The following is a 23,857-nucleotide window of genomic DNA, read 5'->3' on the forward strand; positions in this document are numbered from 1 at the left end:
CAGCGCGGCGGCGGATGCTCCGCGCGGCGGCGGCGCGGCGCCGGCGGGCGGGGTGGACGTGATCGGACTGGACACGGCAAGCCTCCTGTACTGACGCGGCGGCACAGGGCCGCCGGCTGGGTCACGCGGTCACTTCTTGTAGATCCGCTTGCGGGTCTGTTCGAGCTGCGCGAGCACCGTATCGAGCTGCGCGGGATCGGCCAGGAACTGCTGCATGCCCTTCATCCCTTCGTCGGCCATTTCCTTCGTCATGTCGCGGTCGTAGAACTGCGCGACGCCGCCCTTCGTGTCGGCAAGAATCCGGAAACCGATGCGCGAGATCGGATCGGCCGGCTCGGGCGACTTGCTGTTGGCGGACAGCGAGCCGAGGCCCTCCGCGAGCTTCGCGCCCATCTCGGGTGTTTCGACGAAGGCGAGGAACGTGTGCGCGTCCGCCTTGTTCTTCGCCTTCGTCGGGATGTGCAGCGATTCGACCGGGCCGTCCTCGGCGGTCGGCACCTTCGGGTCGATGATCGGGAAGCGGTAGTAGCCCATTTCCTGTTTCACGTTCGGCGGGAAGCCCGCCGCGATGAAGGTGCCCATCAGCATCATCGCGGCCTTGCCCTGGAACAGGAACGGCTGCGCGCCGTCGAGATCGTAGGACAGCGCGTTGTCGATGAAGTAGCCGGCATCGATCAGCGATTTCCACGTCGTGTAGACCTTCTTCACGCGCGGGTCGGTGTACGGCACGTCGCCGGCCATCAGCTGCTGGTGGAACGCGTTGCCGTTCAGGCGCAGGTCGAGATAGTCGAACCAGCCGGCGAGCGTCCACGCGTCGCGGCCGCCGAGCGCGACCGGCGTGATGCCGGCCGCCTTCAGCTTCTTGCACGCATCGAGAAACTGGTCCCACGTCTTCGGCTCGTCGGCGATGCCGACCTTGCGGAACAGGTCCTTGCGATAGAACAGCCCCCACGAGTAATAGACGGTCGGCGCCGCGTACTGCTTGCCGTTATACGACGATGCGTCGCGCGTCGACGCATACATCGCGCCCCAGCCATTCTTCGTCCAGTCGCCGCTCAGGTCCTCGAACAGCCCGCGCTTCGCGTAGTACGCCATCCTCTCGCCCGCGTGCCAGTTCACGACGTCGGGCGCGACGGTCGTGAGCCACGCGGGGAGCTGCACCTTGTACGCTTCCTCGTCGACGAAGGTCGCCTTCACGTCGATGTCGGGATGCGCCTTGTGGAACGCGTCGAGCGTCGCTTGCCAGACCGCGCGCTGGCTGGCGCCCTTGAACGCGATGTTGATCGTCAGCGTGCCGGCGCTCGCCGGCGCGGCGGCGCCGAACGAAGCGAACGCGATGGCGGCAGCAGCGGCGAGCCGGGCGGCGACGCGAAGGGGGCGATGTGTCATGGTTGTCTCCATTCCTGTGTGTCGTTGTGCGTGACCGGTGCGTCGTGGCGCCGGTGGCGGGGTGCTACGAACGGTTTCGATACACGGCGACGCCTTGCGGCTCGACCTGTGCGGCGCCGAGCACGAACGCGGACGGCGGCACCGCGTCGATCGTGTGCGGCGTGTCGCCATAGTTGAATACGTAGGTCAGTCCGCCGCGCCGGCTGACGCGCACGCCGTCGCCGAGCGGCGTCGGCGCGAGGCCCGCTTCGGCCGCGACATCGGCGAACAGTTGCGCGGTGGTCGCGTCGTCGAACAGCGCGGCCCAGTAGTGCAGCGCGCCATGCGACACGCAGGCCGGATGACCGTCGGCGAAGCGCGCACGCACGACGCTGCGCGTGTCGTCGTGCAGCTCGACGAAGTCGCGCCAGTGGCGCGCATCGCCCGCGAGCGGCGAGCCGTCGCGCAGCGTGCCGTCGATCCGTTCGGTCACGTTCGGCCGCATCGATTCGACGCGCCACACGCGGATCGGCAGGATCGACGCGAGCGGGCCGGGTGGCAGCGCCGGCGGAATCTGCAGATCGACGGTCTTCGAGCCGGTGCGCGGCCCGAACACGGCATGCGCGCCCGATGCGGCGAGCCGTGCCGCGAAATCGTCCGGCACGATCGGCAGCGGCGGCACGACTACGAGCCGATAGCCGTCGAGCGGCGCATGCGCGGAGACCACGTCGACGTCGAAGCCGAGCGAGCGCAGCGCCGAGTAGTACTCGAACGCGAAACGCGGGTAGTGGAAATCGGCGCCCTGCGGCTGCACTTCGAACAGCCACTTCGCCTCGTAGTCGTAGATCAGCGCGACGGAGGCGCGCACCGGATTGTCCGCATCCGCGACGGCGTCGTGCACGGCCGCGATCTCGCGCGCGACGCGTTGCGCCTCGCGGCCGCCTTCGTCGAGCTGGTCGTCCGGCGTGTGCAGGCCCGCATGCATCTGCTCCTGCGCGAACGGCGCCTGCCGCCAGCGGAAGTACGACACGCAGCCGGCGCCGTGCGCGAACGCTTCCCAGCTCCAGAGACGCACCATGCCCGGCAGCGGCGCGGGGTTCCAATGCGCCCAGTTCACGGGCCCCGGCTGCTGCTCCATCACCCAGAACGGCAGCTTCGACATGCCGCGATACACGTCGTGATTGAACGACGCGAAATCGGGGTGGCCGGTGCGCAGCCAGCGCGCCTTCACGTCGGGCGAGAACCATTGCTCCTCGAGCGCGCCGAGCGGATAGCTGTCCCACGTCGCGACGTCGAGGTCGCGCGCCACTTCGTAGTGATCGAACTCGGTGAACAGCTGCATGAAGTTGTGCGCGACCGGCCGGCCCGGCGAATGCGCGCGGATCACGTCGACCTGCATCCGGTGATAGCGCGCGACCTCGTCCGACGCGAAGCGCCGGTAGTCGAGCCGATGCGACGGATGGGCCTCGGTCACGGTGCCGACGGGCGCGTCGACTTCGTCGAAGTGGCGATACTCCATGCTCCAGAACACGGTGCCCCACGCGCGGTTCAGCGTGTCGATCGTGCCGTAGCGTGCCTTCAGCCATTCGCGAAAGCGCACGAGCGCGGCCGGCGAGTAGCTGACGACCGTCTGGTGGCAACCCAGCTCGTTGTCGGTTTGCCAGTAGCGCACGGCCGGATGGCGGCCGTAGCGTTCGGCGACCGCGGTGCAGATCCGGCGCGACGCTTCGAGATAGGTCGGCGACGAGAAGTCGTAGTGGCGGCGCGAACCGAACGCGCGCGGCCGGCCGTCCGCGCCGATCGCGAGGATGTCGGGATGGCGGTCGACCAGCCATTTCGGCGGCGTCGCGGTCGGCGTGCACATCACGATCTCGAGGCCGGCCGCGCCGAGCACGTCGACCGCGCGGTCGAGCCAGCCCCAGTCGTATTCGCCCGGCGACGGCTCGATGCGGCTCCATGCGAATTCGGCGATCCGCACCTGCTCGATGCCGAGCGCCTTCATCCGGCGGGCGTCGTTCGCCCACATCGATTCCGGCCAGTGTTCCGGGTAATAGCAGACTCCGAGGCGCATACGCGATCCTTAAGCGTAGTGATGGACGTGGAGGTCGGCGCACGCGGGCACCGCGCGGCCGTCTTCGGTGAAGAGATGGCAGGCCGCGGACGGCGCATGCACGTGCACGCGTTCGCCGCTGCGCACCTGCGCGTCGCCGGGCAATTTCGCGATCAGCGGCGCGCCGCCGGGCTGGTCGAGGTGCACGTAGGTCTGTTCGCCCAGGCGTTCGACGAGCGCGACGTCGCGCACGAGCGTCGTCGCGTCGTGCGCGGCGCCGAGCGTCAGGTGCTCGGGGCGAATGCCGAGCGTCACGGTTGCGCCGGCGTGGAGCGCGGAGCCGTCGCGCGGCAGCGTGAAGGTTTCGCCGGAAGGCGCGACGGTGACGGTCGTGCGGCGGGCATCGGATGCGGTGACGATGGCCGGCAGGAAGTTCATGCGCGGCGAGCCGATGAAGCCGGCGACGAAGCGGCTGGCCGGATGGTGATAGAGGTCGAGCGGTGCGCCGACCTGCGCGATGCTGCCGTGCTGCGCGGTATCCGCGCCGGCGTGCAGCAGCACGATCCTGTCGGCGAGCGTCATCGCTTCGGTCTGGTCGTGCGTCACGTAGACGACGCTCGCGCGTTCGAACTGCCGGTGCAGCCGCGCGATTTCGATGCGGGTCTGGCCGCGCAGCGCCGCGTCGAGATTCGACAGCGGTTCGTCGAACAGGAACACGCCGGGCTCGCGCACGATCGCGCGGCCGATCGCGACGCGCTGCCGCTGGCCGCCCGACAGCGCCTTCGGCTTGCGCTCGAGCAGCGTGTCGAGCTGCAGGATGCGCGCGGCATCGCGCACCTTCCGGTCGATCTCGGCTTTCGGCACGCGCGCGAGTTTCAGCCCGAACGCCATGTTCTCGTAGACCGTCATGTGCGGAAACAGCGCGTAGCTCTGGAACACCATCGCGACGCCGCGCTCGGCGGCCGGCACGTCGTCGACGCGGCGGCCGTCGATCGACAGTTCTCCCGCGCTCAGGTCCTCGAGCCCGGCAATCATCCGCAGCAGCGTCGACTTGCCGCATCCGGACGGCCCGAGGAACACGCAGAATTCGTGCGCGCCGATCTCCAGATCGACGTCGCGAATGACCGGCGCGTGATCGCCATAGGCTTTCTGCACGCGTCGCATCGAGATGCTCGCCATTGTCTCCGCTCCATGCTTTAATGCGCAGTCATGCTTGCTTAAGCGCTTAATCATCGCGATCAAAAAAAGAGGCGATGCGATCGCGGCCGAGTCGCACCCGATGGTCGGGCGGCAAGGTGTGCGGCGATAGTGCGCCGCTTCGGTGAGCGAGGCAAATACTGGATCGACGTCTCATATAGTGAGCAAACGATGGCGACACTGGATGAAGTTGCGCGCCGCGCCGGCGTGACGGCCGCGACGGTATCGAACGTGCTGCGAGACCGCGGCCGGGTGGGCGAGGCCACGCGCGCGCGGGTGCTGGAAGCCGTGCGGGCGCTCGGGTATCGGCCGCATCTCGCCGCGCGGGCGCTGGCGGAAGGGCGCGCACCGACGGTCGCGCTGATGGTATCGAGCATCGCGAACCCGTTTTATCCGGAGTTCGCGCTGGCGGTCGAGCGCGCGGTGCGCCGCAACGGGCAGTTCCTGATCGTCTGCAATACGAATGAAGATCCGTTGCAGGGGCGCGCGTACCTCGACCAGATCGCCGGCACGATCTCCGAAGGCATTCTCGTGACCAACGCGAACCTGCACCTGCCGGATCTGCTCGACGTGGCGAGGCGCGGCGTGCCGGTCGTGCTGTGCCTGTGGGAGCGGCCCGACGCGCCGCCCGACGGATTGCCGTGCGTGGCCATCGATTTCCGCGAGGCGGGGCGGATCGCGACGCGGCATCTGCTCGAACTCGGGCACGAGCGCATCGGCGTGATCGTCGGCGGGGCGGCGAGCGGCGTGCAGGCGGCGCGCTACGACGGTTTCGTCGACGTGATGCGCGAAGCGGGGCTCGACGCGTCGATCATCGCGGCCGAGCACGATTCGATCGAAGGCGGCGTGCGCGCGGCGGGCCGGCTGCTCGACGCTCACCCGCGGCTGACCGCGCTGGTCGCCACCAACGACCTGCCGGCGATCGGCGCAATGCATGCGGCGGCCGATCGCGGCAGGCGCGTACCCGACGACCTGTCGATCGTCGGCATTACCGACATCCATCTGGCAAGCGACACGCGGCCCACGCTGACGACCGTCGCGATCCCGACCGCCGAGGCTGCCGGCCTCGCGGTCGAATTGCTCAACGCGCTGCGCGAGGCGGGCGGCCGCAGCGACGATGCGTCGCGCGTGCGGACCGCGTCGCTGCCGCGGCTGGTGGTGCGCGGTACGACAGGCCGAGTTCCGCGTGGGAGTGCGACGCGGTAAATATCGCGCGTGGTTGCACCGAGTTTGCCGCCGCAATCGGCGCGGCCCGGCGCGGAGCCGCGTGCGGTGTGAAAAACGGCAAACGCAGCGCCGGCCTCAACCGCCTTCGACGAGCCGCATCACGATGCTTCTGGCCGATTCGAGATGCGCGACCGTCATCGAACGGGCGGCGCGTGCGTTGCGCTCGCGGCACGCCTGCAGGATCTCCTCGTGCTCGACCTGGAACGACGGCGTATCCGCGAGCAGCGTGGCCTGCAGGCGCTCGTAGCGTTCGACCTGGCTGCGCAGTTCGCCGATCGTCTTCAACTGCCGCGCGTTGCCGCAGCACGAATACAGCAGCGCGTGGAATTCGCGGTTCAGTTCTCCCTGCCGGCGCGGCACGGCCGCGTCGCCGAGCAGGCGATGGACGAGTTCGGCGCGCGCGAGCGTCTCGTCGTCGAGCCGCTTCACGCTTCGGTAGATCGCATCGCCTTCGAGCAGCGCGCGCAGATCGTAGATTTCCTGCACGTCCGACGCGCTCAGCATGCGCACGACGGCGCCGCGATTCCTGAAGATGTCCAGCAATCCTTCGCGTTCCAGACGCTGGATGGCCTCGCGCATCGGAATCCGGCTGATGCCGAAGCGGTCGGCCAGGTCGCGCTCGACGAGCCGCTCGCCGGCTTCCAGCTCGCCGTTGACGATCATGTCCCGCAGCGACGCGGCCACCGCGTCCGCCGTGGAGTCGAGTTTGGCTTCCATGCCTGCGTGTTCCTCACTTCATTTTGGAATAATGGTATACCAAACGGAAATCCAGTGCCACAATGGCGAGCACTGGCGGGCTCCGTAAAATGAAATCCGGCCCCGTCGAGGCAACCGATATCAATGGAAATGGAGAGCGAGATGGCATCTGGCGAACACAAATATCGCGTCGCAGTGCAGTGGACGGGCAACCGCGGCACCGGCACGTCGGGGTATCGCGAGTACGGCCGCGATCATGTGATCCGCGCCGGTTCGAAGCCGGACATTCCCGGTTCGTCGGATGCGGCCTTCCGTGGCGACGCGTCGCGCTGGAACCCGGAAGACCTGCTGCTGGCGTCGGCATCGGCGTGCCACAAGCTCTGGTATCTGCATCTGTGCGCCGAGGCCGGTATCCGCGTGCTCGCGTATATCGACAACGCGGAAGGGACGATGATCGACAACCCCGAGCCCGGACGCTTCACCGAAATCGTGCTGCGTCCGCACGTGACTATCCAGGCCGGCGACGATCGCGAGCGGGCCGAACGTCTGCATCACGATGCGCACGCGAAGTGCTATGTCGCGAATTCGGTCAACTTCCCGATCCGCTGTGAACCGGTGATCGAGTTCGCAGCCGCGTGACGCGTCGGCAAGGGAAAGGGCGATGAAGCTCGTCTGCTACCCAGGCAATGCAAGCATGGCGCCACGCTTCGTGCACGAAGAAACCGACGCGAGCGGGCAGCACCCCCCGCCGCCGCATCACAGCGCGACGCCGTAAACCTCGCCCGCAGCCGCCCGGATCGCATCGGCCATCACCGTGACGGCCGGCGAATGCAGCCGGTCGGTGCGCGTGATGATCCCGAAATCGTCCATCCGGCAATCCATCTCCAGCGGCAGCACCGTGACGATCCCGTGTCGCGCGTAATAGCGCGCGACGTCCTCGGCCAGCACCGCGATCATGTCGCTCCGTTCGAGCAGCTGCGTGATGAACAGCAGCGCGGACGTCTCGACGAGGTTCGCCGGCGGTGCGAGGCTCGCACGCTGGAACACGAGCTCGAAGCGATGGCGCAGCACGCTGCCGGCCGGCGGCACGACCCACGCGGCGCGCTGCACGTCGGCGAGCGACAGCGGCGCCTGCGCGAGCAGCGGATGGTCGGGCCGCACGACCGCGGCCACCGTTTCGCCCGTCAGCGGCTCGTAGCGCAGGCGCAGCTTGTCGTGTTCGGCGGAGAGCCGGCCGAGCACGATGTCGATCTTGTCCTGCGCGAGATGTTCGAGCAGCACGTTGCTGGTATCGATCTCGACCGATACGTGCAGGCCCGCATGCGTGCCCTTCACGGCCGCGACGGCCGGCGGCACGAGCCGCAGGCCGGGCGACGTGATCGCGCCCACCGCCACATGCCCCAGATGGCCAGCCTTCAGCGCGGCCAGTTCCTCGCGCGCCTGGTCGAGGCTGCCGAGCGCCGCGCGCGCGTGGCGGATCAGCGCGTCGCCGTACAGCGTCGGCCGCATCCCGCGCGGCAGGCGCTCGAACAGCACCGCGCCGATCGATTCCTCGAGTTCGCGCAGCAGCTTCGACGCGGCCGGCTGCGTCATGTTCAGCGCGGCCGCCGCGCGATGAATGCTGCCTTCGTCGGCAAGCGCGACGACCAGCAGGAGCTGGCGGGTCTTCAGGCGGCTGCGGTTGCCCCACGGGCTGGCGTCAGTCATCGTACGGGTTTATATCGATATCGGAATCGATATCGTAATCGCTCAAAACGTCATTAGCGAGTTATCAAAATTCTGCCTAGACTGCGCCGGTATCCCGTCACCACAGGACTGACGATGTCGGCAACAAAACCCAGGCTGCGCTCCACCCAATGGTTCGGCACGAACGACAAGAACGGCTTCATGTACCGAAGCTGGATGAAGAACCAGGGCATCCCCGATCACGAGTTCGACGGCCGGCCGGTCATCGGCATCTGCAACACGTGGTCCGAACTGACGCCGTGCAACGCGCACTTCCGCAAGCTCGCCGAGCACGTGAAGCGCGGGATCTCCGAGGCGGGCGGTTTCCCGGTCGAGTTCCCGGTGTTCTCGAACGGCGAATCGAACCTGCGGCCGTCGGCGATGCTCACGCGCAACCTCGCGTCGATGGACGTCGAGGAAGCGATTCGCGGCAACCCGATCGACGCGGTCGTGCTGCTCGCCGGCTGCGACAAGACGACGCCCGCGCTGCTGATGGGCGCGGCGAGCTGTGACGTGCCGGCGATCGTCGTGTCGGGCGGGCCGATGCTGAACGGCAAGCTCGAAGGCAAGAACATCGGTTCGGGCACGGCCGTATGGCAGCTGCACGAGGCGCTGAAGGCCGGCGAGATCGACCTGCATCATTTCCTGTCGGCCGAAGCCGGCATGTCGCGCTCGGCCGGCACCTGCAACACGATGGGCACCGCGTCGACGATGGCGTGCATGGCCGAGGCGCTCGGCGTCACGCTGCCGCACAACGCGGCGATTCCGGCCGTCGATTCGCGCCGCTACGTGCTCGCGCACATGTCGGGCATCCGCATCGTCGAGATGGCGCTCGAAGGGCTCGTGCTGTCGAAGGTGCTGACGCGCGCCGCGTTCGAGAACGCGATTCGCGCGAACGCGGCGATCGGCGGCTCGACCAATGCGGTGATTCACCTGAAGGCGATTGCCGGCCGCATCGGCGTGCCGCTCGAACTCGAGGACTGGATGCGCATCGGCCGCGACACGCCGACGATCGTCGACCTGATGCCGTCGGGCCGTTTCCTGATGGAGGAGTTCTATTACGCGGGCGGGCTGCCGGCCGTGCTGCGCCGGCTCGGCGAAGGCGGGCTGCTGCCGAACCCGGACGCATTGACGGTCAACGGCAAGTCGCTGTGGGACAACGTGCGCGAAGCGCCGAACTACGACGACGAGGTGATCCGCCCGCTCGACCGGCCGCTGATCGCGGACGGCAGCATCCGCATCCTGCGCGGCAATCTCGCGCCGCGCGGCGCGGTGCTGAAGCCGTCGGCGGCGAGCCCCGAGCTGCTCAAGCATCGCGGCCGTGCGGTCGTGTTCGAGAACCTCGAACACTACAAGGCCACGATCAACGACGAAGCGCTCGACGTCGACGCGAGCTCCGTGCTCGTGCTGAAGAACTGCGGGCCGCGCGGTTATCCGGGGATGGCCGAGGTCGGCAACATGGGGCTGCCGCCGAAGCTGCTGCGCCAGGGCGTGAAGGACATGGTGCGGATTTCCGACGCGCGGATGAGCGGCACCGCGTACGGCACGGTCGTGCTGCACGTCGCGCCGGAGGCCGCCGCCGGCGGGCCGCTCGCGGCGGTGCGCAACGGCGACTGGATCGAGCTCGACTGCGAGGCCGGCACGCTGCATCTCGACATCACGGATGACGAACTGCAGCGCCGCCTGTCGGACGTCGATCCGACCGCGGCGCCGGGCGTGGCCGGCCAGCTCGGCAAGGGCGGCTACGCGCGGCTGTACATCGATCACGTGCTGCAGGCCGACGAGGGGTGCGACCTCGACTTCCTGGTCGGCACGCGCGGCGCGGACGTGCCGAGCCACTCGCATTGAGCGGCATGCGCGAAACGCGGTACAGGTGAAGCAGGACAGACCGGCGACGACGCCGGCGCAGCCCACCCATGGAGACACGATGACGACGACGCAGCACCCGTCCGCGACACCGGCCGCGGCTCAATCCGGCCCGTCGGCTGCCGTTGACGAACGGCAGTTGATGCGCACGCTGACGCGCAGGCTGGTGCCGTTTCTCGCATTGATCTACGTGGTGGCCTATGTCGACCGCACGGTCGTCGGCTTCGCGAAGCTGCACATGAACGCGGCCGTCGGCCTGAGCGACGCGGCGTACGGGCTCGGTGCGGGCCTGTTCTTCATCGGCTATTTCCTGTGCGAGGTGCCGAGCAATCTCGCGCTCGGCCGCTTCGGCGCGCGCGTGTGGTTCGCGCGCATTCTCGCGACGTGGGGCGTGATCACGATGGCGATGGCGCTCGTGCAGGGGCCGGCCAGCTTCTATGCGTTGCGCTTCCTGCTCGGCGCGGCCGAAGCCGGCCTGTATCCGGGCATCCTGTATTTCCTCACGCAGTGGTTTCCGATGCGCGGCCGCGCACGCGTGATCGGGCTGCTCGTGCTCGCGCAGCCGATCGCCGGCATCGTGACGGGGCCGCTCGCGGGTTGGCTGCTGTCGACGCACGGGCTGTTCGGGTTGTCGAACTGGCAGACGCTGTTCGTCGTCAGCGGCCTGCCGGCCGTGCTGCTCGTGTGGCCGACGCTGCGGCTGCTGCCCGAATCGCCGGACCGTGCGCGCTGGTTGAACGATGACGAGCGGCGCTGGATCGCGCGCCAGCTCGCCGCCGATCGCGACACGTACCGCCCCGACGCACACCGCAATCCGCTCGCCACGCTGGCCGACCGGCGCGTGCTGCTGCTCGCGGCGCTGTTCCTGCCGTTCCCGCTGTGCATCTACGGGCTGTCGCTGTGGCTGCCGACGATCATTCACGCGTTCGGCGCGGGCGACGCGGCCACCGGCCTGCTGTCCGCCGTGCCGTACCTGTTCGCGGTGGTCGGGCTGCTGGTCGTGCCGCGTCATTCGGATCGCACGCGTGAACGCTACTGGCACATCGTCGTCGTGTCGGCCGCCGCGGCGCTGACGATGGCAGCGAGCGCATGGGTGCGGCAGCCTGCACTGCAATTCCTGTTCATCTGCCTCACGGCTTTCTCGCTTTACTCGATCCAGGCCGTCGTATGGGCGCTGCCCGGCGAGTTCCTGACCGGGACGAGCGCGGCGGTCGGCATCGCCGCGATCAATTCGCTCGCGAATCTCGGCGGTTATGTCGGGCCGTACGGCATCGGCCTGATCAAGCAGGCGACCGGCAGCCTCGCGGCCGGCCTGTATTTCCTCGCGGCGACGCTGCTGTTCGCGGTGCTGATCACGTTCGTGGTCCGCGCGACGCTGCGCGCGCCGCAGCCGGCCGCGGGCGCGCTCGCCCGCGAATCCTGAACGCATTGTTTTCCGGCTGAACGCCGCTTCGACCGACGCAGGACCGAACCATGACATCGAGCAGCACGCCGCGCTATCGCGGCATCTTCCCCGTCGTCCCGACGACGTTTTCCGACACCGGCGAGCTCGACCTCGCGAGCCAGAAGCGCGCGGTCGATTTCATGATCGACGCGGGCTCGGACGGGCTGTGCATCCTCGCGAACTTCTCCGAGCAGTTCGCGATCACCGACGACGAGCGCGACGTGCTCACGCGCACGATCCTCGAACACGTCGCGGGCCGCGTGGCGGTGATCGTCACGACGTCGCACTACAGCACGCAGGTGTGCGCGGCGCGCAGCCTGCGCGCGCAGCAGCTCGGCGCGGCGATGGTGATGGCGATGCCGCCGTATCACGGCGCGACGTTCCGCGTGCCCGAAGCGCAGATCTTCGATTTCTATGCGCGCGTGTCCGACGCGATCGAGATCCCGATCATGATCCAGGATGCGCCCGCGAGCGGCACCGCGCTGTCGGCGCCGTTCCTCGCGCGGATGGCGCGGGAGATCGAGCAGGTCGCGTACTTCAAGATCGAGACGCCCGGTGCGGCGAACAAGCTGCGCGAGCTGATCCGGCTCGGCGGCGATGCGATCGAGGGGCCGTGGGACGGCGAGGAGGCGATCACGCTGCTCGCCGATCTCCATGCGGGCGCGACCGGCGCGATGACGGGCGGCGCGTTTCCGGACGGCATCCGGCCGATCCTCGAAGCATGGCGCGAAGGGCGCCGCGACGACGCGTACGCGCGCTACCAGGCGTGGCTGCCGCTGATCAATCACGAGAACCGCCAGTCCGGGATCCTCACCGCGAAGGCGCTGATGCGCGAAGGCGGCGTGATCGCGTGCGAGCGGCCGCGGCATCCGATGCCGGAACTGCATCCGGACACGCGCGCGGAACTGCTCGCGATCGCACGCCGGCTCGATCCGCTCGTGCTGCGCTGGGCGCACTGAGCGATACGCGAAGGAGGAATACACGATGAGCAAGCAGGTTTCGCTGGGTGTCGTCGGGATCGGCAAGATCGCGCGCGACCAGCATCTTCCGGCGATCGCCGCCGAACCGGGCTTCACGCTGACCGCGTGCGCGAGCCGCCACGCGGAAGTCACCGGCGTGCGCAACTATCAGGACCTGCGCGCGCTGCTGGCCGCCGAGCCGGAGCTCGACGCGGTGTCGCTGTGCGCGCCGCCGCAGGTGCGCTACGCACAGGCGCGCGCCGCGCTCGAAGCGGGCAAGCACGTGATGCTCGAGAAGCCGCCGGGTGCGACGCTCGGCGAAGTGGCCGCGCTGGAAGCGCTCGCGCGCGAGCGCGGCCTCACGCTGTTCGCGACCTGGCATTCGCGCTGCGCGAGCGCGGTGGAACCCGCGCGCGCGTGGCTCGCGACGCGCACGATCCGTGCGGTGCAGGTGCGCTGGAAGGAGGACGTGCGGCGCTGGCATCCGGGGCAGCAGTGGATCTGGGAGCCCGGCGGCCTCGGCGTGTTCGATCCGGGCATCAACGCGCTGTCGATCGTCACGCGGATCCTGCCGCGCGAGCTCGTGCTGCGCGAGGCGACGCTGTTCGTGCCGAGCGACGTGCAGACGCCGATCGCGGCCGAACTCGATTGCGCGGATACCGACGGCGTGCCCGTGCGCGCGGAATTCGACTGGCGGCACGGCCCGGTCGAGCAATGGGAGATCGCGGTCGATACGGCCGACGGCGTGCTCGCGATCAGCCGAGGCGGCGCGCAATTGTCGATTAACGGCGAGCCGGTCGAGATCGGCCCAGAGCGCGAGTATCCTGCGCTCTACGCGCGGTTCCGCGCGCTGATCGCGCGTGGCGAAAGCGACGTCGACGTGCGGCCGCTGCGGCTCGTCGCCGACGCGTTTCTGTTCGGCCGGCGCGTCCAGACCGACGCGTTCGGCCGTTGAACGTGCCGGCGCGCTTCGCCGCGACCGCGCACGATGAATGATGAAGACCCAAGTCGATACTAGGAGACACCGCATGAACCGCACGACTCACACGATTCGCCGACACACCCTGCGCGCGCTGCTGGCCGCGCTTTGCATCGCGCCGCTCGGCATGCAGGGCGCCGCGCGCGCCGACGCGCCGCTGAAGATCGGCTTCCTGGTGAAGATGCCCGAGCAGGCATGGTTCATCAACGAGCAGAACGCGGCGTCCGCGCTCGGCCAGAAGGAGAATTTCTCGGTCGTGAAGATCGGCACGCCCGACGGCGAGAAGGTGCTGGCCGCGATCGACAACCTCGGTTCGCAGGGCGCGCAGGGCTTCGTGATCTGCGCACCCGACGTGCGCCTCGGCCCGGCGATTGCCTCGCGCGCGAAGCGCTACAACATGAAGTTCGTGACGGTCGACGACCAGCTCGTCGATTCGAGCGGCAAGCCGCTCGCGAACGTGCCGCACCTCGGGATGTCGGCGATCAAGATCGGCAACCAGGTCGGCCAGGCGATTGCCGACGAGATGAAGCGGCGCGGCTGGAAGCCCGAGGAAGTCGGCGCGCTGCGGATCACGAACTACGAACTGCCGACCGCGAAGCTGCGCACCGACGGCGCGACGCAGGCGCTGCTCGCGAACGGCTTCCGCAAGGAGAACATCTTCGACGCGCCGCAGAAGACGACCGACGACGAAGGCGGCTTCAGCGCGGCCGCGCCGGTGCTCGCGCGGCATCCGAACGTGAAGAAATGGGTGGTCTACGCGCTGAACGAGGAAACCGTGCTCGGCGCGGTGCGTGCGACCGAACAGCTGCACATCCCGGCGGCCGACGTGATCGGCGTCGGCATCAACGGCGCGGGCGAAGCGTTCGCCGAGTTCCAGAAGAAGGAGCCGACCGGCTTCTACGGGACGATCGCGGTCAGCTCGACGAACCATGGCAAGGACAGCACGCAGAACCTCGTCGACTGGATCCGCAACGGCAAGACGCCGGCGGCCGACACGCAGACGAGCGGCAAGCTGATGACACGCGCGAACTGGCAGGCCGTGCGCGCCGAGCTCGGCATCTGAGCACGCGGGGTGAAAACGCAATGACGACGCAGACGATGACGGCCGTGTCCCGCCGCGACGACGCTGAAACCGGCGCGGCCGCCGGCCCGCTGCTCGCGCTCGACGGCATCACGGTGACGTTCCCGGGCGTGCGCGCGCTCGACGCCGTGTCGCTGTCGGTGCGCGCGGGCGAAGTGCACGGGCTGATGGGCGAGAACGGCGCGGGGAAATCGACGCTGCTGAAAGTGCTGTCCGGCGTGAACCAGCCGCAGTCCGGCACGCTGACGCTGAACGGCACGGCGCAGCGCTTCGCGTCGACGCGCGCCGCGCTCGAGGCCGGCATCGCGATCATCTACCAGGAGCTGCATCTGGTGCCCGAGCTGACGGTTGCCGAGAACCTGATGCTCGGGCAGTTGCCGAGCCGGCTCGGCGTGGTCGACGAGCGCACGCTCGCCGCGCGTGCGCTCGATGCGCTGGAGCGGCTCGGCGAGCATATCGACCCGGGCATCCCGGTGAAGTATCTGTCGATCGGCCAGCGCCAGATGATCGAGATCGGCAAGGCGCTGATGCGCGACGCGCGCGTGATCGCGTTCGACGAACCGACGAGCTCGCTGTCCGCGCGCGAGACCACGCAGCTGTTCCGGATCATCCGCGCGCTGCGCGCGGAAGGTCGCGCGATCATCTACGTCACGCACCGGATGGAAGAGGTCTACGAACTGTGCGACCGCGTGACCGTGTTTCGCGACGGCCGCCGGATCGACACGTTCGATTCGGTCGCCGATCTCGACCGCGACCGGCTGATCGGCTGCATGGTCGGCCGCTCGATCGAGGACGTGTACGGCTACCGGCCGCGCGCGGCCGGCGACGTGCTGATCGAGGCAAAGGGGCTGGCGGGGCCCGGGCTGTCCGAGCCCGTGTCGTTCACCGCGCGGCGCGGCGAGATCGTCGGCTTCTTCGGGCTCGTCGGTGCGGGCCGTTCGGAGCTGATGAAGCTGCTGTACGGCGCGGTGCGCCCGAGCGCCGGGCACGTCGAGCTGGGCGGGCGGCGCGTCGCGTTCGCCAGCCCGCGCGACGCGGTGCGCGCCGGCATCGCGCTGTGCCCGGAAGACCGCAAGCAGGAAGGCATCGTCGCGATCGCGTCGGTGGCCGACAACCTGAACATCAGCGCGCGCCGGCATTTCAGCCCGGCGCGCATGCTGCTCGACATGCGGCGCGAGCGCGAGCTCGCGCAACGCTACATCGAGCGGCTCGCGATCAAGACCCGCGACGGCGACACGCCGATCGGCGCGCTGTCCGGCGGCAACCAGCAGAAGGTCGTGCTGGCGCGCTGGCTGGCCGAGCGCATCGACGTGTTCCTGATGGACGAGCCGACGCGCGGCATCGACGTCGGCGCGCGCGCGGAAATCTACAACCTGTTCTACGAACTCGCGGAAGCGGGCCGCACGGTGATCCTCGTGTCGAGCGATCTGGCCGAAGTGATCGGCGTGTCGGACCGGATCATCGTGATGAAGGAAGGACGGATCGCGGGCGAAGTGGAGAAGGCGCAGGCGACGCCCGATGCGCTGATCAAGCTCGCGCTGCCGCGCTAGTGGCTTGCTGTTCAACCGGAATGCAAAAGATATGAGCCAGGCAATGCAACCCCAACGTACTTCCCCGTCCCCCGATGCCGCTGCCGCGCCCATGAGGGCGCGCAGCGGCGTGTGGCAACTGATCAACCGCTCCGGCATCGTGATGGTGTTTCTCGTGCTGTTCGCGACGCTGTCGCTGACGGTGCCGGACTTCCTCACGCCGCGCAACATCCAGGGCCTGCTGCTGTCGGTCACGCTGATCGGCTCGATCGCGGTGACGATGATGTTCGTGCTCGCGCTCGGCGAGGTCGACCTGTCGGTCGCGTCGATCGTCGCGTTCTCGGGCGTCGTCGCGTCGACGCTGATCACCGCGACGCACAGCGTGCTGTTCGGCACCGCGGCCGGCGTGCTCGCGGGCGGCGCGGTCGGGCTCGTCAACGGCGTGCTGATCGCGCGTTACCGGATCAATTCGCTGATCGTCACGCTCGCAATGATGGAAGTCGTGCGCGGGCTCGCGTTCATCACGTCGAACGGCGACGCGGTGATGATCTCCGAGGAACGCTTCTTCGAACTCGGGTCCGGCTCGTTCCTCGGCATCTCGTATCCGATCTGGAGCAACATCATCGGCTTCGTCGTGTTCGGCTTCCTGCTGCGCAAGACGGTGTTCGGCAAGAACGTGCTCGCCGTCGGCGGCAACGGCGAGGCCGCGCTGCTCGCAGGGCTGCCGGTGATGCGCATCAAGATCACCGTGTTCGTGCTGCAGGGGCTCGTGACGGGCTTTGCCGGCGTGATGCTCGCGTCGCGGATGAGCCTCGGCGATCCGAAGACGTCGGTCGGCCTCGAGCTCGGCGTGATCTCCGCGTGCGTGCTCGGCGGCGTGTCGCTGACGGGCGGCGTCGCGACGATTTCCGGCGTGCTGGTCGGCGTGCTGATCATGGGCTCCGTGCAGGATGCGATGAGCCTGCTGAACGTACCGACCTTTTACCAATATCTGATACGCGGCGGAATTCTGTTGCTCGCGGTGCTGTTCGACCAGTATCGTCGCAACCAGCGGCGCGCGATGAAGATCTGACCGGTAGCGCGTCGCTCGCGAAAGCGATGGATCCATGCGACAGATATCGGGAGACGGCATGCAACAGAATCATCCGGCCGCGTCGGCGACGCTGCTGGCCGACAGCCGCAACACGCTCGGCGAAGGCGCGACGTGGTGCGATGCGACACACGCGCTGTACTGGACGGACATCGAAGGCGCGCGCTTGTGGCGATGCCGCGCGGACGGTTCGGAGCTCGCGCACTGGCCGATGCCCGAGCGGCTCGCGTGTTTCGCGCTGACCGACGATCCGGACGTGCTGCTCGTCGGGCTCGCGACGCATCTCGCATTCTTCGACCTGAGCAGCGGTGCGTTCACGCGGATCGTCGAGGTCGAATCCGACCTGCCGACCCGGCTGAACGACGGCCGCTGCGATCCGTTCGGCGCGTTCGTGTTCGGGATGAAGGACGAAGGCGGCGAGCCGCCGCGTGCGGTCGGTGGTTTCTACCGGCTCAATCCGGATCTCACGCTCGAACGGCTCGCGCTGCCGCCGGCGGCGATCGCGAACAGCATCGCGTTCTCGCCGGACGGTTCGAAGATGTATTTCTGCGATTCGCTGGTGCGCGAGATTTTCGTCTGCGATTACCGCGCGGGTGGCGACGTCGCGAATGTGCGGCCGTTCGCGCGCCTGACCGATGCGGACGGCGACCCGGACGGCTCGACGATCGATCGCGACGGCGGCCTGTGGAACGCGCAGTGGGGCGGACGGCGGGTGGTGCGCTACGGGCCGGACGGCGTCGAGACGGCGCGCGTCGACGTGCCGACCGCGCAGCCGAGCTGCGCGGCGCTCGATGGCGAAGGCCGCCTGTACGTGACGAGCGCGCGCGTCGGGTTGAGCGACGACGCGCTGGCAAGCGACGCGCATGCGGGCGGCGTGTTCGTCGCGCAGACGCGGCATGCGGGGCTGCCGACCGCGCGGTTCATGCCGAAGCGCGCAACCTGAGCGCCCCCGGCGCGGCCGGCGGACGCGCCATCGGCGCATGACCGCGCCGGCCGCCGTGCCTCGATCGGCGCATTCACCACTCGGCGCGTCACTCGCGCGGCGCGTCGAGCCCCAGCCCCAGCAACGCCACCGCGTTGTCCTTCAGGATCAGCGGGTGCACGTCGGGTCGGAACCCGGCGCCGTGGAAATCCTCCAGCCATCTATCCGGCCGTATCAGCGGAAAATCCGATGCGAACAGCACCTTGTGCCTGAGCAGCGTGTTCGCATACTTGACCAGCTCCGGCGAGAAATACTTCGGCGACCATCCCGACAGGTCGATGTAGACGTTCGGCTTGTGCAGCGCGATCGACAGCGCCTGCTCCTGCCACGGCCACGACGGGTGCGCGATCACGATCTTCATGTCCGGAAAGTCGGCCGCGACGTCGTCGAGGTGGATCGGTTCGGAGTACTTCAGACGCAGCCCGCCGCCGCCGCGCATGCCCGATCCCATCCCCGAATGACCGCTGTGGAACACGGCCGGCAGCCCGTGTTCGGCGATCACCTCGTAGATCGGATACGCGAGCCGGTCGTTCGGAAAGCACCCCTGCATCGTCGGGTGGAACTTGAAACCCTTCACGCCGTGTTCTTCGATCAGGCGGCGCGCCTCGCGCGCGCCGAAGCGGCCCTTGTGCGGGTCGATGCTCGCGAACGCGATCATGACGTCGGCGTTGTCCTGCGCGAATTGCGCGATCTCCTCGTTCGGAATGCGGCGCCGGCCGATGTTCGTCTCGCAGTCGACGGTGAACATCACGAAGCCGATGCGGCGCTCGCGGTAATACGCGATCGTCTCCGGAATCGTCGGCCGGCGGCCCTGCTTCAGCACCGTGCCGAAGTACTTGTCGGCCGCGTCGTCGAATTCCTTCGCGAACAGGTCGGGCGGCTGGCAGCACGACACTTCGGCATGCACGTGCGTGTCGATGGCGATCAGGTTGCGGACGTCCAAGCGTGTCTCCTCATGTCGTGAAGGGCAGGCGCCGCGCGGTGCGAAACCGCGCGTTCGTGCCCGTTTAGGGGTTTGTCCCGAGCCGCTTCCATTCTACTTTACATATCAGGTTACCTGATAGTAAATTGGCGTCGAGTCGCGCAGGGCGGCACGGTCATTGGAGAACGAAGATGAGTTACGAAGGTCGCTGGAAAACGGTGAAGGTCGCTGTCGAGGGCGGGATCGCGTGGGTGTCGCTGAACCGTCCGGACAAGCGCAACGCGATGAGCCCGACGCTGAACACGGAGATGATCGACGTGCTGGAAACGGTCGAGCTCGACGCCGAAGCGCAGGTGCTCGTGCTGACCGGCGAGGGCGACGCATGGACGGCCGGGATGGACCTGAAGGAGTATTTCCGCGAAGTGGACGCGGGCCCGGAGATCCTGCAGGAGAAGATCCGCCGCGACGCGAGCCGCTGGCAGTGGCAGCTGCTGCGCATGTATTCGAAGCCGACGATCGCGATGGTCAATGGCTGGTGCTTCGGCGGCGGTTTCTCGCCGCTCGTCGCGTGCGATCTCGCGATCGCGGCCGACGAAGCCGTGTTCGGCCTGTCGGAGATCAACTGGGGCATCCCGCCGGGCAACCTCGTCAGCAAGGCGATGGCGGACACGGTCGGGCATCGCGAGGCGCTGTACTACATCATGACCGGCGATACCTTCACCGGGCAGCAGGCCGCGAAGATGGGGCTCGTCAACAAGAGCGTGCCGCGTGCGCAACTGCGCGACGAAGTGCTTGCACTCGCCGCGAAGCTGCTCGACAAGAATCCGGTCGTGATCCGCAATGCGAAGCACGGCTTCAAGCGCTGCCGCGAACTGACGTGGGAGCAGAACGAGGATTACCTGTACGCGAAGCTCGACCAGGCGAACTATCGCGATCCGGAAGGCGGCCGCGAGCAGGGCCTCAAGCAGTTCCTCGACGACAAGAGCATCAAGCCGGGCCTGCAGGCATACAAGCGCTGACGCGCGACGCGGCACGCAACCGGACTGAGCGGAGACAGCGAAATGCACGAAGTGAATTTGTTGATCGACGGCGTGTCGCGCGGCGCGTCGGATGGCGGAACGTTCGACCGGATCGATCCGGCGACGGGACAGGTGGCGTCGCGCGCCGCCGCGGCGACGCTCGCCGATGCGGACGCCGCGGTCGCGGCGGCCGCGCGCGCGTTTCCCGCGTGGGCGGCGCTCGCGCCGACCGAGCGCCGCCGGCGGCTGCTCGCGGCGGCCGACCGCATGGACGCGCGCGCCGGCGAATTCATCGAGATCGGCCGCGCGGAAACCGGCGCGATGGCGAACTGGTACGGCTTCAACGTGATGCTCGCGGCCAACATGCTGCGCGAGGCCGCCGCGATGACGACGCAGATCGACGGCGCGGTGATTCCGTCCGACGTGCCGGGCAGCCTCGCGATGGCCGTGCGCCAGCCGTGCGGCGTCGTGCTCGGCATCGCGCCGTGGAACGCGCCGGTGATCCTCGCGACCCGCGCGCTCGCGATGCCGCTCGCGTGCGGCAACACGGTCGTGCTGAAGGCATCCGAAGGCTGCCCGGGCGTGCACCGGCTGATCGGCAGCGTGCTGCATGACGCGGGGCTCGGCGATGGCGTCGTCAACGTGATCACGCATGCGCCGCAGGACGCACCGGCGATCGTCGAACGGCTGATCGCGAACCCGGCGGTGCGACGCGTCAACTTCACCGGGTCGACGCGCGTCGGCCGGATCGTCGCGACGCTCGCCGCGCAGCACCTGAAGCCGGCGCTGCTCGAACTCGGCGGCAAGGCGCCGGTGCTCGTGCTCGACGACGCGGATCTCGATGCGGCGGTCGACGCGGTCGCGTTCGGCGCGTTCTTCAACCAGGGCCAGATCTGCATGTCGACCGAGCGCGTGATCGTCGACCGGAAAGTCGCCGATGCGTTCGTCGAGCGGCTCGTCGCGAAGGCGCGTACGCTGAAGGCGGGCAATCCGGCCGCACCGGGCGTCGTGCTCGGCACGCTGGAAAGCGCGGCGGCCGCGCAGCGCATCGCGGCGCTGGTCGCCGATGCGCGCGCGCACGGCGCGGCGTTGCCGCTCGGCTGCGAAGTCGACGGCGCGGTGATGCAGCCGACGATCGTCGACGGCGTGACGCGCGACATGAAGCTCTACGCGGACGAATCGTTCGGGCCGGTCGTGACCGTGCAGCGCGTCGACGGCGACGAAGCGGCGCTGGCTGCCGCGAACGACAGCGAATACGGGCTGTCGGCCGCGGTGTTCAGCCGCGACATCGCACGCGCGATGCAGGTCGCGAAACGGATCGAGTCGGGCATCTGCCACATCAACGGCCCGACCGTGCACGACGAGGCGCAGATGCCGTTCGGCGGCGTGAAGGCGAGCGGCTACGGCCGGTTCGGCAGCAAGGCGTCGATCGCCGAATTCACCGATCTGCGCTGGATCACCGTGCAGACCGCGCCGCGCCACTACCCGATCTGAGCGGGCCGCCGCGCAGCGGCTACGACAACGACACAATGAAGTTCCCGCCGCGCGCTGCAAGCGCGCCGGCGGAACCGACTGGAGACAGACCTTGGATGCGGATCCGACCCAACTGCGCGGCATCGCCGCCGCGCAGCCGGCCCCCGCCGGCTACCGCCCCGTCGCGATCGGCGCGGCGCCGCCCGACATCGCGCAACGCGACGGCTGCTGGACCCTGCGTGCATCGACCGCGCTCGGCGCGTATCCGCGCCGGCTGACCGACCGGCTCGTCAGCGGTGCGCAAGCGCATCCGGACCGCTGGCTCGTCGCGCGGCGCGGCCCCGACGGCGCGTGGATCGGCATCAGCTATGCGCAGATGCTCGAACGCGCACGCGCGATCGGCCAGGCACTGCTCGATCGCGGGCTGTCGGCCGAGCGGCCGGTCGCGATCCTGTCCGGCAACGATCTCGAACACCTGCAGGTCGCGTTCGGCGCGCTGTGGGCCGGCATTCCGTATGCGCCGCTGTCGCCCGCGTATTCGCTCGTGTCGAGCGACTACGGCAAGCTCCGCCATGCGCTGGCGCTGCTGACGCCGGGGCTGGTGTTTGCCGCCGACGGCGATGTATTCCGCGCCGCGCTCGATGCGACGGTGCCGCCCGACGTCGAGCGCGTGGTCGTGTCGGCGGCGGACGGGATGCACGGCGTCACGCGCCTCGCGTCGCTGCTCGACACCGTGCCGGGCAGCGTCGACGCCGCGCACGATGCGATAACCGGCGATACGATCGCCAAGTTCCTCTTCACGTCCGGTTCGACGCGGCTGCCGAAGGCGGTGCCGACCACGCACCGCATGCTGTGCAGCAACCAGCAGATGCTGCTCGAAACGTTTCCGCAATTCGGCATCGAGCCGCCGGTGCTGGTCGACTGGCTGCCGTGGAACCACACGTTCGGCGGCAGCCACAACGTGGGGATTGCGCTGTACAACGGCGGCACGCTGTATATCGACGACGGCAAGCCGGTCGCCGGCAAGTTCGACGAGACGCTGCGCAACCTGCGCGAGATCGCGCCGACGGTGTACTTCAACGTGCCGAAAGGCTGGGAGGAACTGACCGCCGCGCTCGAAACGGACGCGGCGCTGCGCGCGACCTTCTTCTCGCGCGTGAAGATGTATTTCTTCGCGGGCGCGGGGCTGTCGCAGGCCGCGTGGGACCGGCTCGAGCGCGTGACGCTCGCGCACTGCGGCGAGCGCATCCGGATCATGGCGGGCCTCGGGATGACCGAGGCCGCGCCGTCATGCATGTTCACCACCGGGCCGATGTCGGGCGCCGGCTACATCGGCCTGCCCGCGCCCGGCTGCGACGCGAAGCTGGTGCCGGTCGACGGCAAGCTCGAGGCGCGCTTCCGGGGGCCGAACGTGATGGCCGGCTACTGGCGCGCAGGCCGCGACGACGCGCGCGAGGTGTTCGACGACGAAGGCTACTACCGCAGCGGCGACGCGGTGCGTTTCGTCGATCCGCAGCGTCCGGAGATCGGGCTGATGTTCGACGGCCGGATCGCCGAGGATTTCAAGCTGTCGTCGGGGACCTTCGTGAGCGTCGGGCCGATGCGCGCGCGGATCGTGTCGAACGGCGCGCCGTATGTGCAGGACGCGGTCGTGACCGGAATGAATCGCGACGACGTCGGCGCGATGATCTTCCCGCGCGTCGACGATTGCCGCCGCCTCGCCGGCGCGGGGCCGGACGCCGACTTGCGCGCGGTGTTGCAGGCGCCGGCCGTGCGTGCGTTCTTCGCGGACCTGTTGGCACGGCTGAACCGCGACGCGACCGGCAGCGCGACGTTCATCGCGCGGCTGTGCCTGCTCGACACGCCGCCGTCGCTCGATCTCGGCGAAATCACCGACAAGGGTTCGATCAACCAGCGCGCGGTGCTGACGCAGCGCGTGGCCGTGGTCGAAGCGATGTATGCGCGCGACGCGGCCGATGCGGGCGTGATCGTCGCCGGTGCGGCGCGCGGCGCATAAGGCGCGCATGCTGTGCAGCGTCGGCGCCGCGCCGTGCGACGATCCGTTCCGTGCGGACCAGCGCGCGGTCGGCGCTGACTTCTTCGACTATCCGCTTGCGGCGTTCGGGCATCGGCGCGCTCGTGCTCGTGTTCGTGCTCGTTCAGGCCGGATGCCGGGCGTCGTTGCTGGCTGCCTGGGCGCAAAGCCTGCTGTCGGCGTGAACGGGCGGCGTGCGGCGCGTCCACCGCGCC

The 23,857-nt window shown here is 68.7% G+C and carries 20 protein-coding genes; 14 read left to right on the plus strand and 6 right to left on the minus strand.

The window, feature by feature from the left end:
* Window positions 1-129: 129 nt before the first annotated feature.
* The 3 genes from OEJ37_RS24820 to OEJ37_RS24830 all read right to left on the minus strand — a co-directional run bounded on the left by OEJ37_RS24820 (window position 130) and on the right by OEJ37_RS24830 (window position 4,597).
* Window positions 130-1,389 (minus strand): ABC transporter substrate-binding protein, encoded by a 1,260-nt coding sequence (locus OEJ37_RS24820; RefSeq protein WP_263346492.1) that lies wholly within the window; start codon window positions 1,387-1,389, stop codon window positions 130-132.
* Between the two features lie 64 nt (window positions 1,390-1,453).
* Window positions 1,454-3,439: a beta-galactosidase gene (locus OEJ37_RS24825; protein WP_263346495.1), complete on the minus strand. Its 1,986-nt coding sequence runs from the start codon at window positions 3,437-3,439 to the stop codon at window positions 1,454-1,456.
* A gap of 9 nt (window positions 3,440-3,448) precedes the next feature.
* Complete coding sequence (locus OEJ37_RS24830) at window positions 3,449-4,597, minus strand: ABC transporter ATP-binding protein (RefSeq protein WP_263346498.1); 1,149 nt, start codon at window positions 4,595-4,597, stop codon at window positions 3,449-3,451.
* Between the two features lie 189 nt (window positions 4,598-4,786).
* On the opposite strand from OEJ37_RS24830, the gene OEJ37_RS24835 reads away from it, so the two are divergent.
* On the plus strand, window positions 4,787-5,821 hold the full coding sequence (locus OEJ37_RS24835) for a LacI family DNA-binding transcriptional regulator (RefSeq protein WP_263346499.1): 1,035 nt from the start codon (window positions 4,787-4,789) through the stop codon (window positions 5,819-5,821).
* Between the two features lie 96 nt (window positions 5,822-5,917).
* On the opposite strand, the gene OEJ37_RS24840 is transcribed toward OEJ37_RS24835, so the two are convergent.
* A complete protein-coding gene (locus tag OEJ37_RS24840) occupies window positions 5,918-6,559 on the minus strand; it encodes a GntR family transcriptional regulator (RefSeq protein ID WP_175749652.1) in 642 nt (213 codons plus the stop codon).
* Between the two features lie 141 nt (window positions 6,560-6,700).
* On the opposite strand from OEJ37_RS24840, the gene OEJ37_RS24845 reads away from it, so the two are divergent.
* Complete coding sequence (locus tag OEJ37_RS24845; protein ID WP_175942903.1) at window positions 6,701-7,177, plus strand: OsmC family protein; 477 nt, start codon at window positions 6,701-6,703, stop codon at window positions 7,175-7,177.
* Window positions 7,178-7,294: 117 nt separating this feature from the next.
* Here the strand turns inward: OEJ37_RS24845 and OEJ37_RS24850 are convergent, their stop codons facing one another.
* Entirely contained in the window at window positions 7,295-8,245 is a 951-nt protein-coding gene (locus OEJ37_RS24850) for a LysR family transcriptional regulator (RefSeq protein WP_175942905.1), read from the minus strand.
* Between the two features lie 114 nt (window positions 8,246-8,359).
* Here OEJ37_RS24850 and OEJ37_RS24855 point away from each other — a divergent pair, with 114 nt between their 5' ends.
* From OEJ37_RS24855 to OEJ37_RS24890, 8 genes are all read left to right on the plus strand, one after another.
* Entirely contained in the window at window positions 8,360-10,111 is a 1,752-nt protein-coding gene (locus OEJ37_RS24855) for an IlvD/Edd family dehydratase (protein WP_034181546.1), read from the plus strand.
* A 79-nt stretch (window positions 10,112-10,190) separates the two neighbouring features.
* Window positions 10,191-11,552, plus strand: coding sequence for an MFS transporter (locus tag OEJ37_RS24860; protein WP_105390619.1), 1,362 nt, complete (start codon window positions 10,191-10,193; stop codon window positions 11,550-11,552).
* Window positions 11,553-11,602: 50 nt separating this feature from the next.
* Window positions 11,603-12,532, plus strand: coding sequence for a dihydrodipicolinate synthase family protein (locus OEJ37_RS24865; protein WP_174419580.1), 930 nt, complete (start codon window positions 11,603-11,605; stop codon window positions 12,530-12,532).
* A 25-nt stretch (window positions 12,533-12,557) separates the two neighbouring features.
* Entirely contained in the window at window positions 12,558-13,487 is a 930-nt protein-coding gene (locus OEJ37_RS24870) for a Gfo/Idh/MocA family protein (RefSeq protein WP_174419579.1), read from the plus strand.
* 73 nt (window positions 13,488-13,560) lie between these two features.
* A complete protein-coding gene (locus OEJ37_RS24875; RefSeq protein ID WP_174419578.1) occupies window positions 13,561-14,574 on the plus strand; it encodes an arabinose ABC transporter substrate-binding protein in 1,014 nt (337 codons plus the stop codon).
* Between the two features lie 20 nt (window positions 14,575-14,594).
* Window positions 14,595-16,142, plus strand: coding sequence for an L-arabinose ABC transporter ATP-binding protein AraG (gene araG / locus OEJ37_RS24880; protein WP_263346513.1), 1,548 nt, complete (start codon window positions 14,595-14,597; stop codon window positions 16,140-16,142).
* 31 nt (window positions 16,143-16,173) lie between these two features.
* The gene (gene araH, locus OEJ37_RS24885; RefSeq protein WP_263346516.1) at window positions 16,174-17,193 is read left to right on the plus strand and encodes an L-arabinose ABC transporter permease AraH; all 1,020 of its coding nucleotides are present in this window, start codon (window positions 16,174-16,176) and stop codon (window positions 17,191-17,193) included.
* Between the two features lie 58 nt (window positions 17,194-17,251).
* Window positions 17,252-18,154, plus strand: a complete 903-nt coding sequence (locus tag OEJ37_RS24890) for an SMP-30/gluconolactonase/LRE family protein (RefSeq protein ID WP_263346519.1) — start codon at window positions 17,252-17,254, stop codon at window positions 18,152-18,154.
* Window positions 18,155-18,242: 88 nt separating this feature from the next.
* Here the strand turns inward: OEJ37_RS24890 and OEJ37_RS24895 are convergent, their stop codons facing one another.
* Window positions 18,243-19,136, minus strand: a complete 894-nt coding sequence (locus tag OEJ37_RS24895; protein ID WP_263346523.1) for an amidohydrolase family protein — start codon at window positions 19,134-19,136, stop codon at window positions 18,243-18,245.
* Between the two features lie 170 nt (window positions 19,137-19,306).
* On the opposite strand from OEJ37_RS24895, the gene OEJ37_RS24900 reads away from it, so the two are divergent.
* The 4 genes from OEJ37_RS24900 (at window position 19,307) to OEJ37_RS24915 (ending at window position 23,827) form a co-directional block, all read left to right on the plus strand.
* Window positions 19,307-20,134 carry a p-hydroxycinnamoyl CoA hydratase/lyase gene (locus tag OEJ37_RS24900; RefSeq protein ID WP_174419573.1) on the plus strand — a complete coding sequence of 276 codons (828 nt, stop codon included), beginning with the start codon at window positions 19,307-19,309 and terminating at the stop codon, window positions 20,132-20,134.
* A gap of 42 nt (window positions 20,135-20,176) precedes the next feature.
* Window positions 20,177-21,628: an aldehyde dehydrogenase gene (locus OEJ37_RS24905; protein WP_263346526.1), complete on the plus strand. Its 1,452-nt coding sequence runs from the start codon at window positions 20,177-20,179 to the stop codon at window positions 21,626-21,628.
* A gap of 91 nt (window positions 21,629-21,719) precedes the next feature.
* The gene (locus OEJ37_RS24910; RefSeq protein ID WP_263346528.1) at window positions 21,720-23,624 is read left to right on the plus strand and encodes a feruloyl-CoA synthase; all 1,905 of its coding nucleotides are present in this window, start codon (window positions 21,720-21,722) and stop codon (window positions 23,622-23,624) included.
* Between the two features lie 50 nt (window positions 23,625-23,674).
* A complete protein-coding gene (locus OEJ37_RS24915; protein WP_175917187.1) occupies window positions 23,675-23,827 on the plus strand; it encodes a hypothetical protein in 153 nt (50 codons plus the stop codon).
* Window positions 23,828-23,857: the final 30 nt, after the last annotated feature.

Source organism: Burkholderia sp. BKH01, assembly GCF_025685725.1.
Classification (GTDB): Bacteria; Pseudomonadota; Gammaproteobacteria; order Burkholderiales; family Burkholderiaceae; genus Burkholderia; species Burkholderia pyrrocinia_C.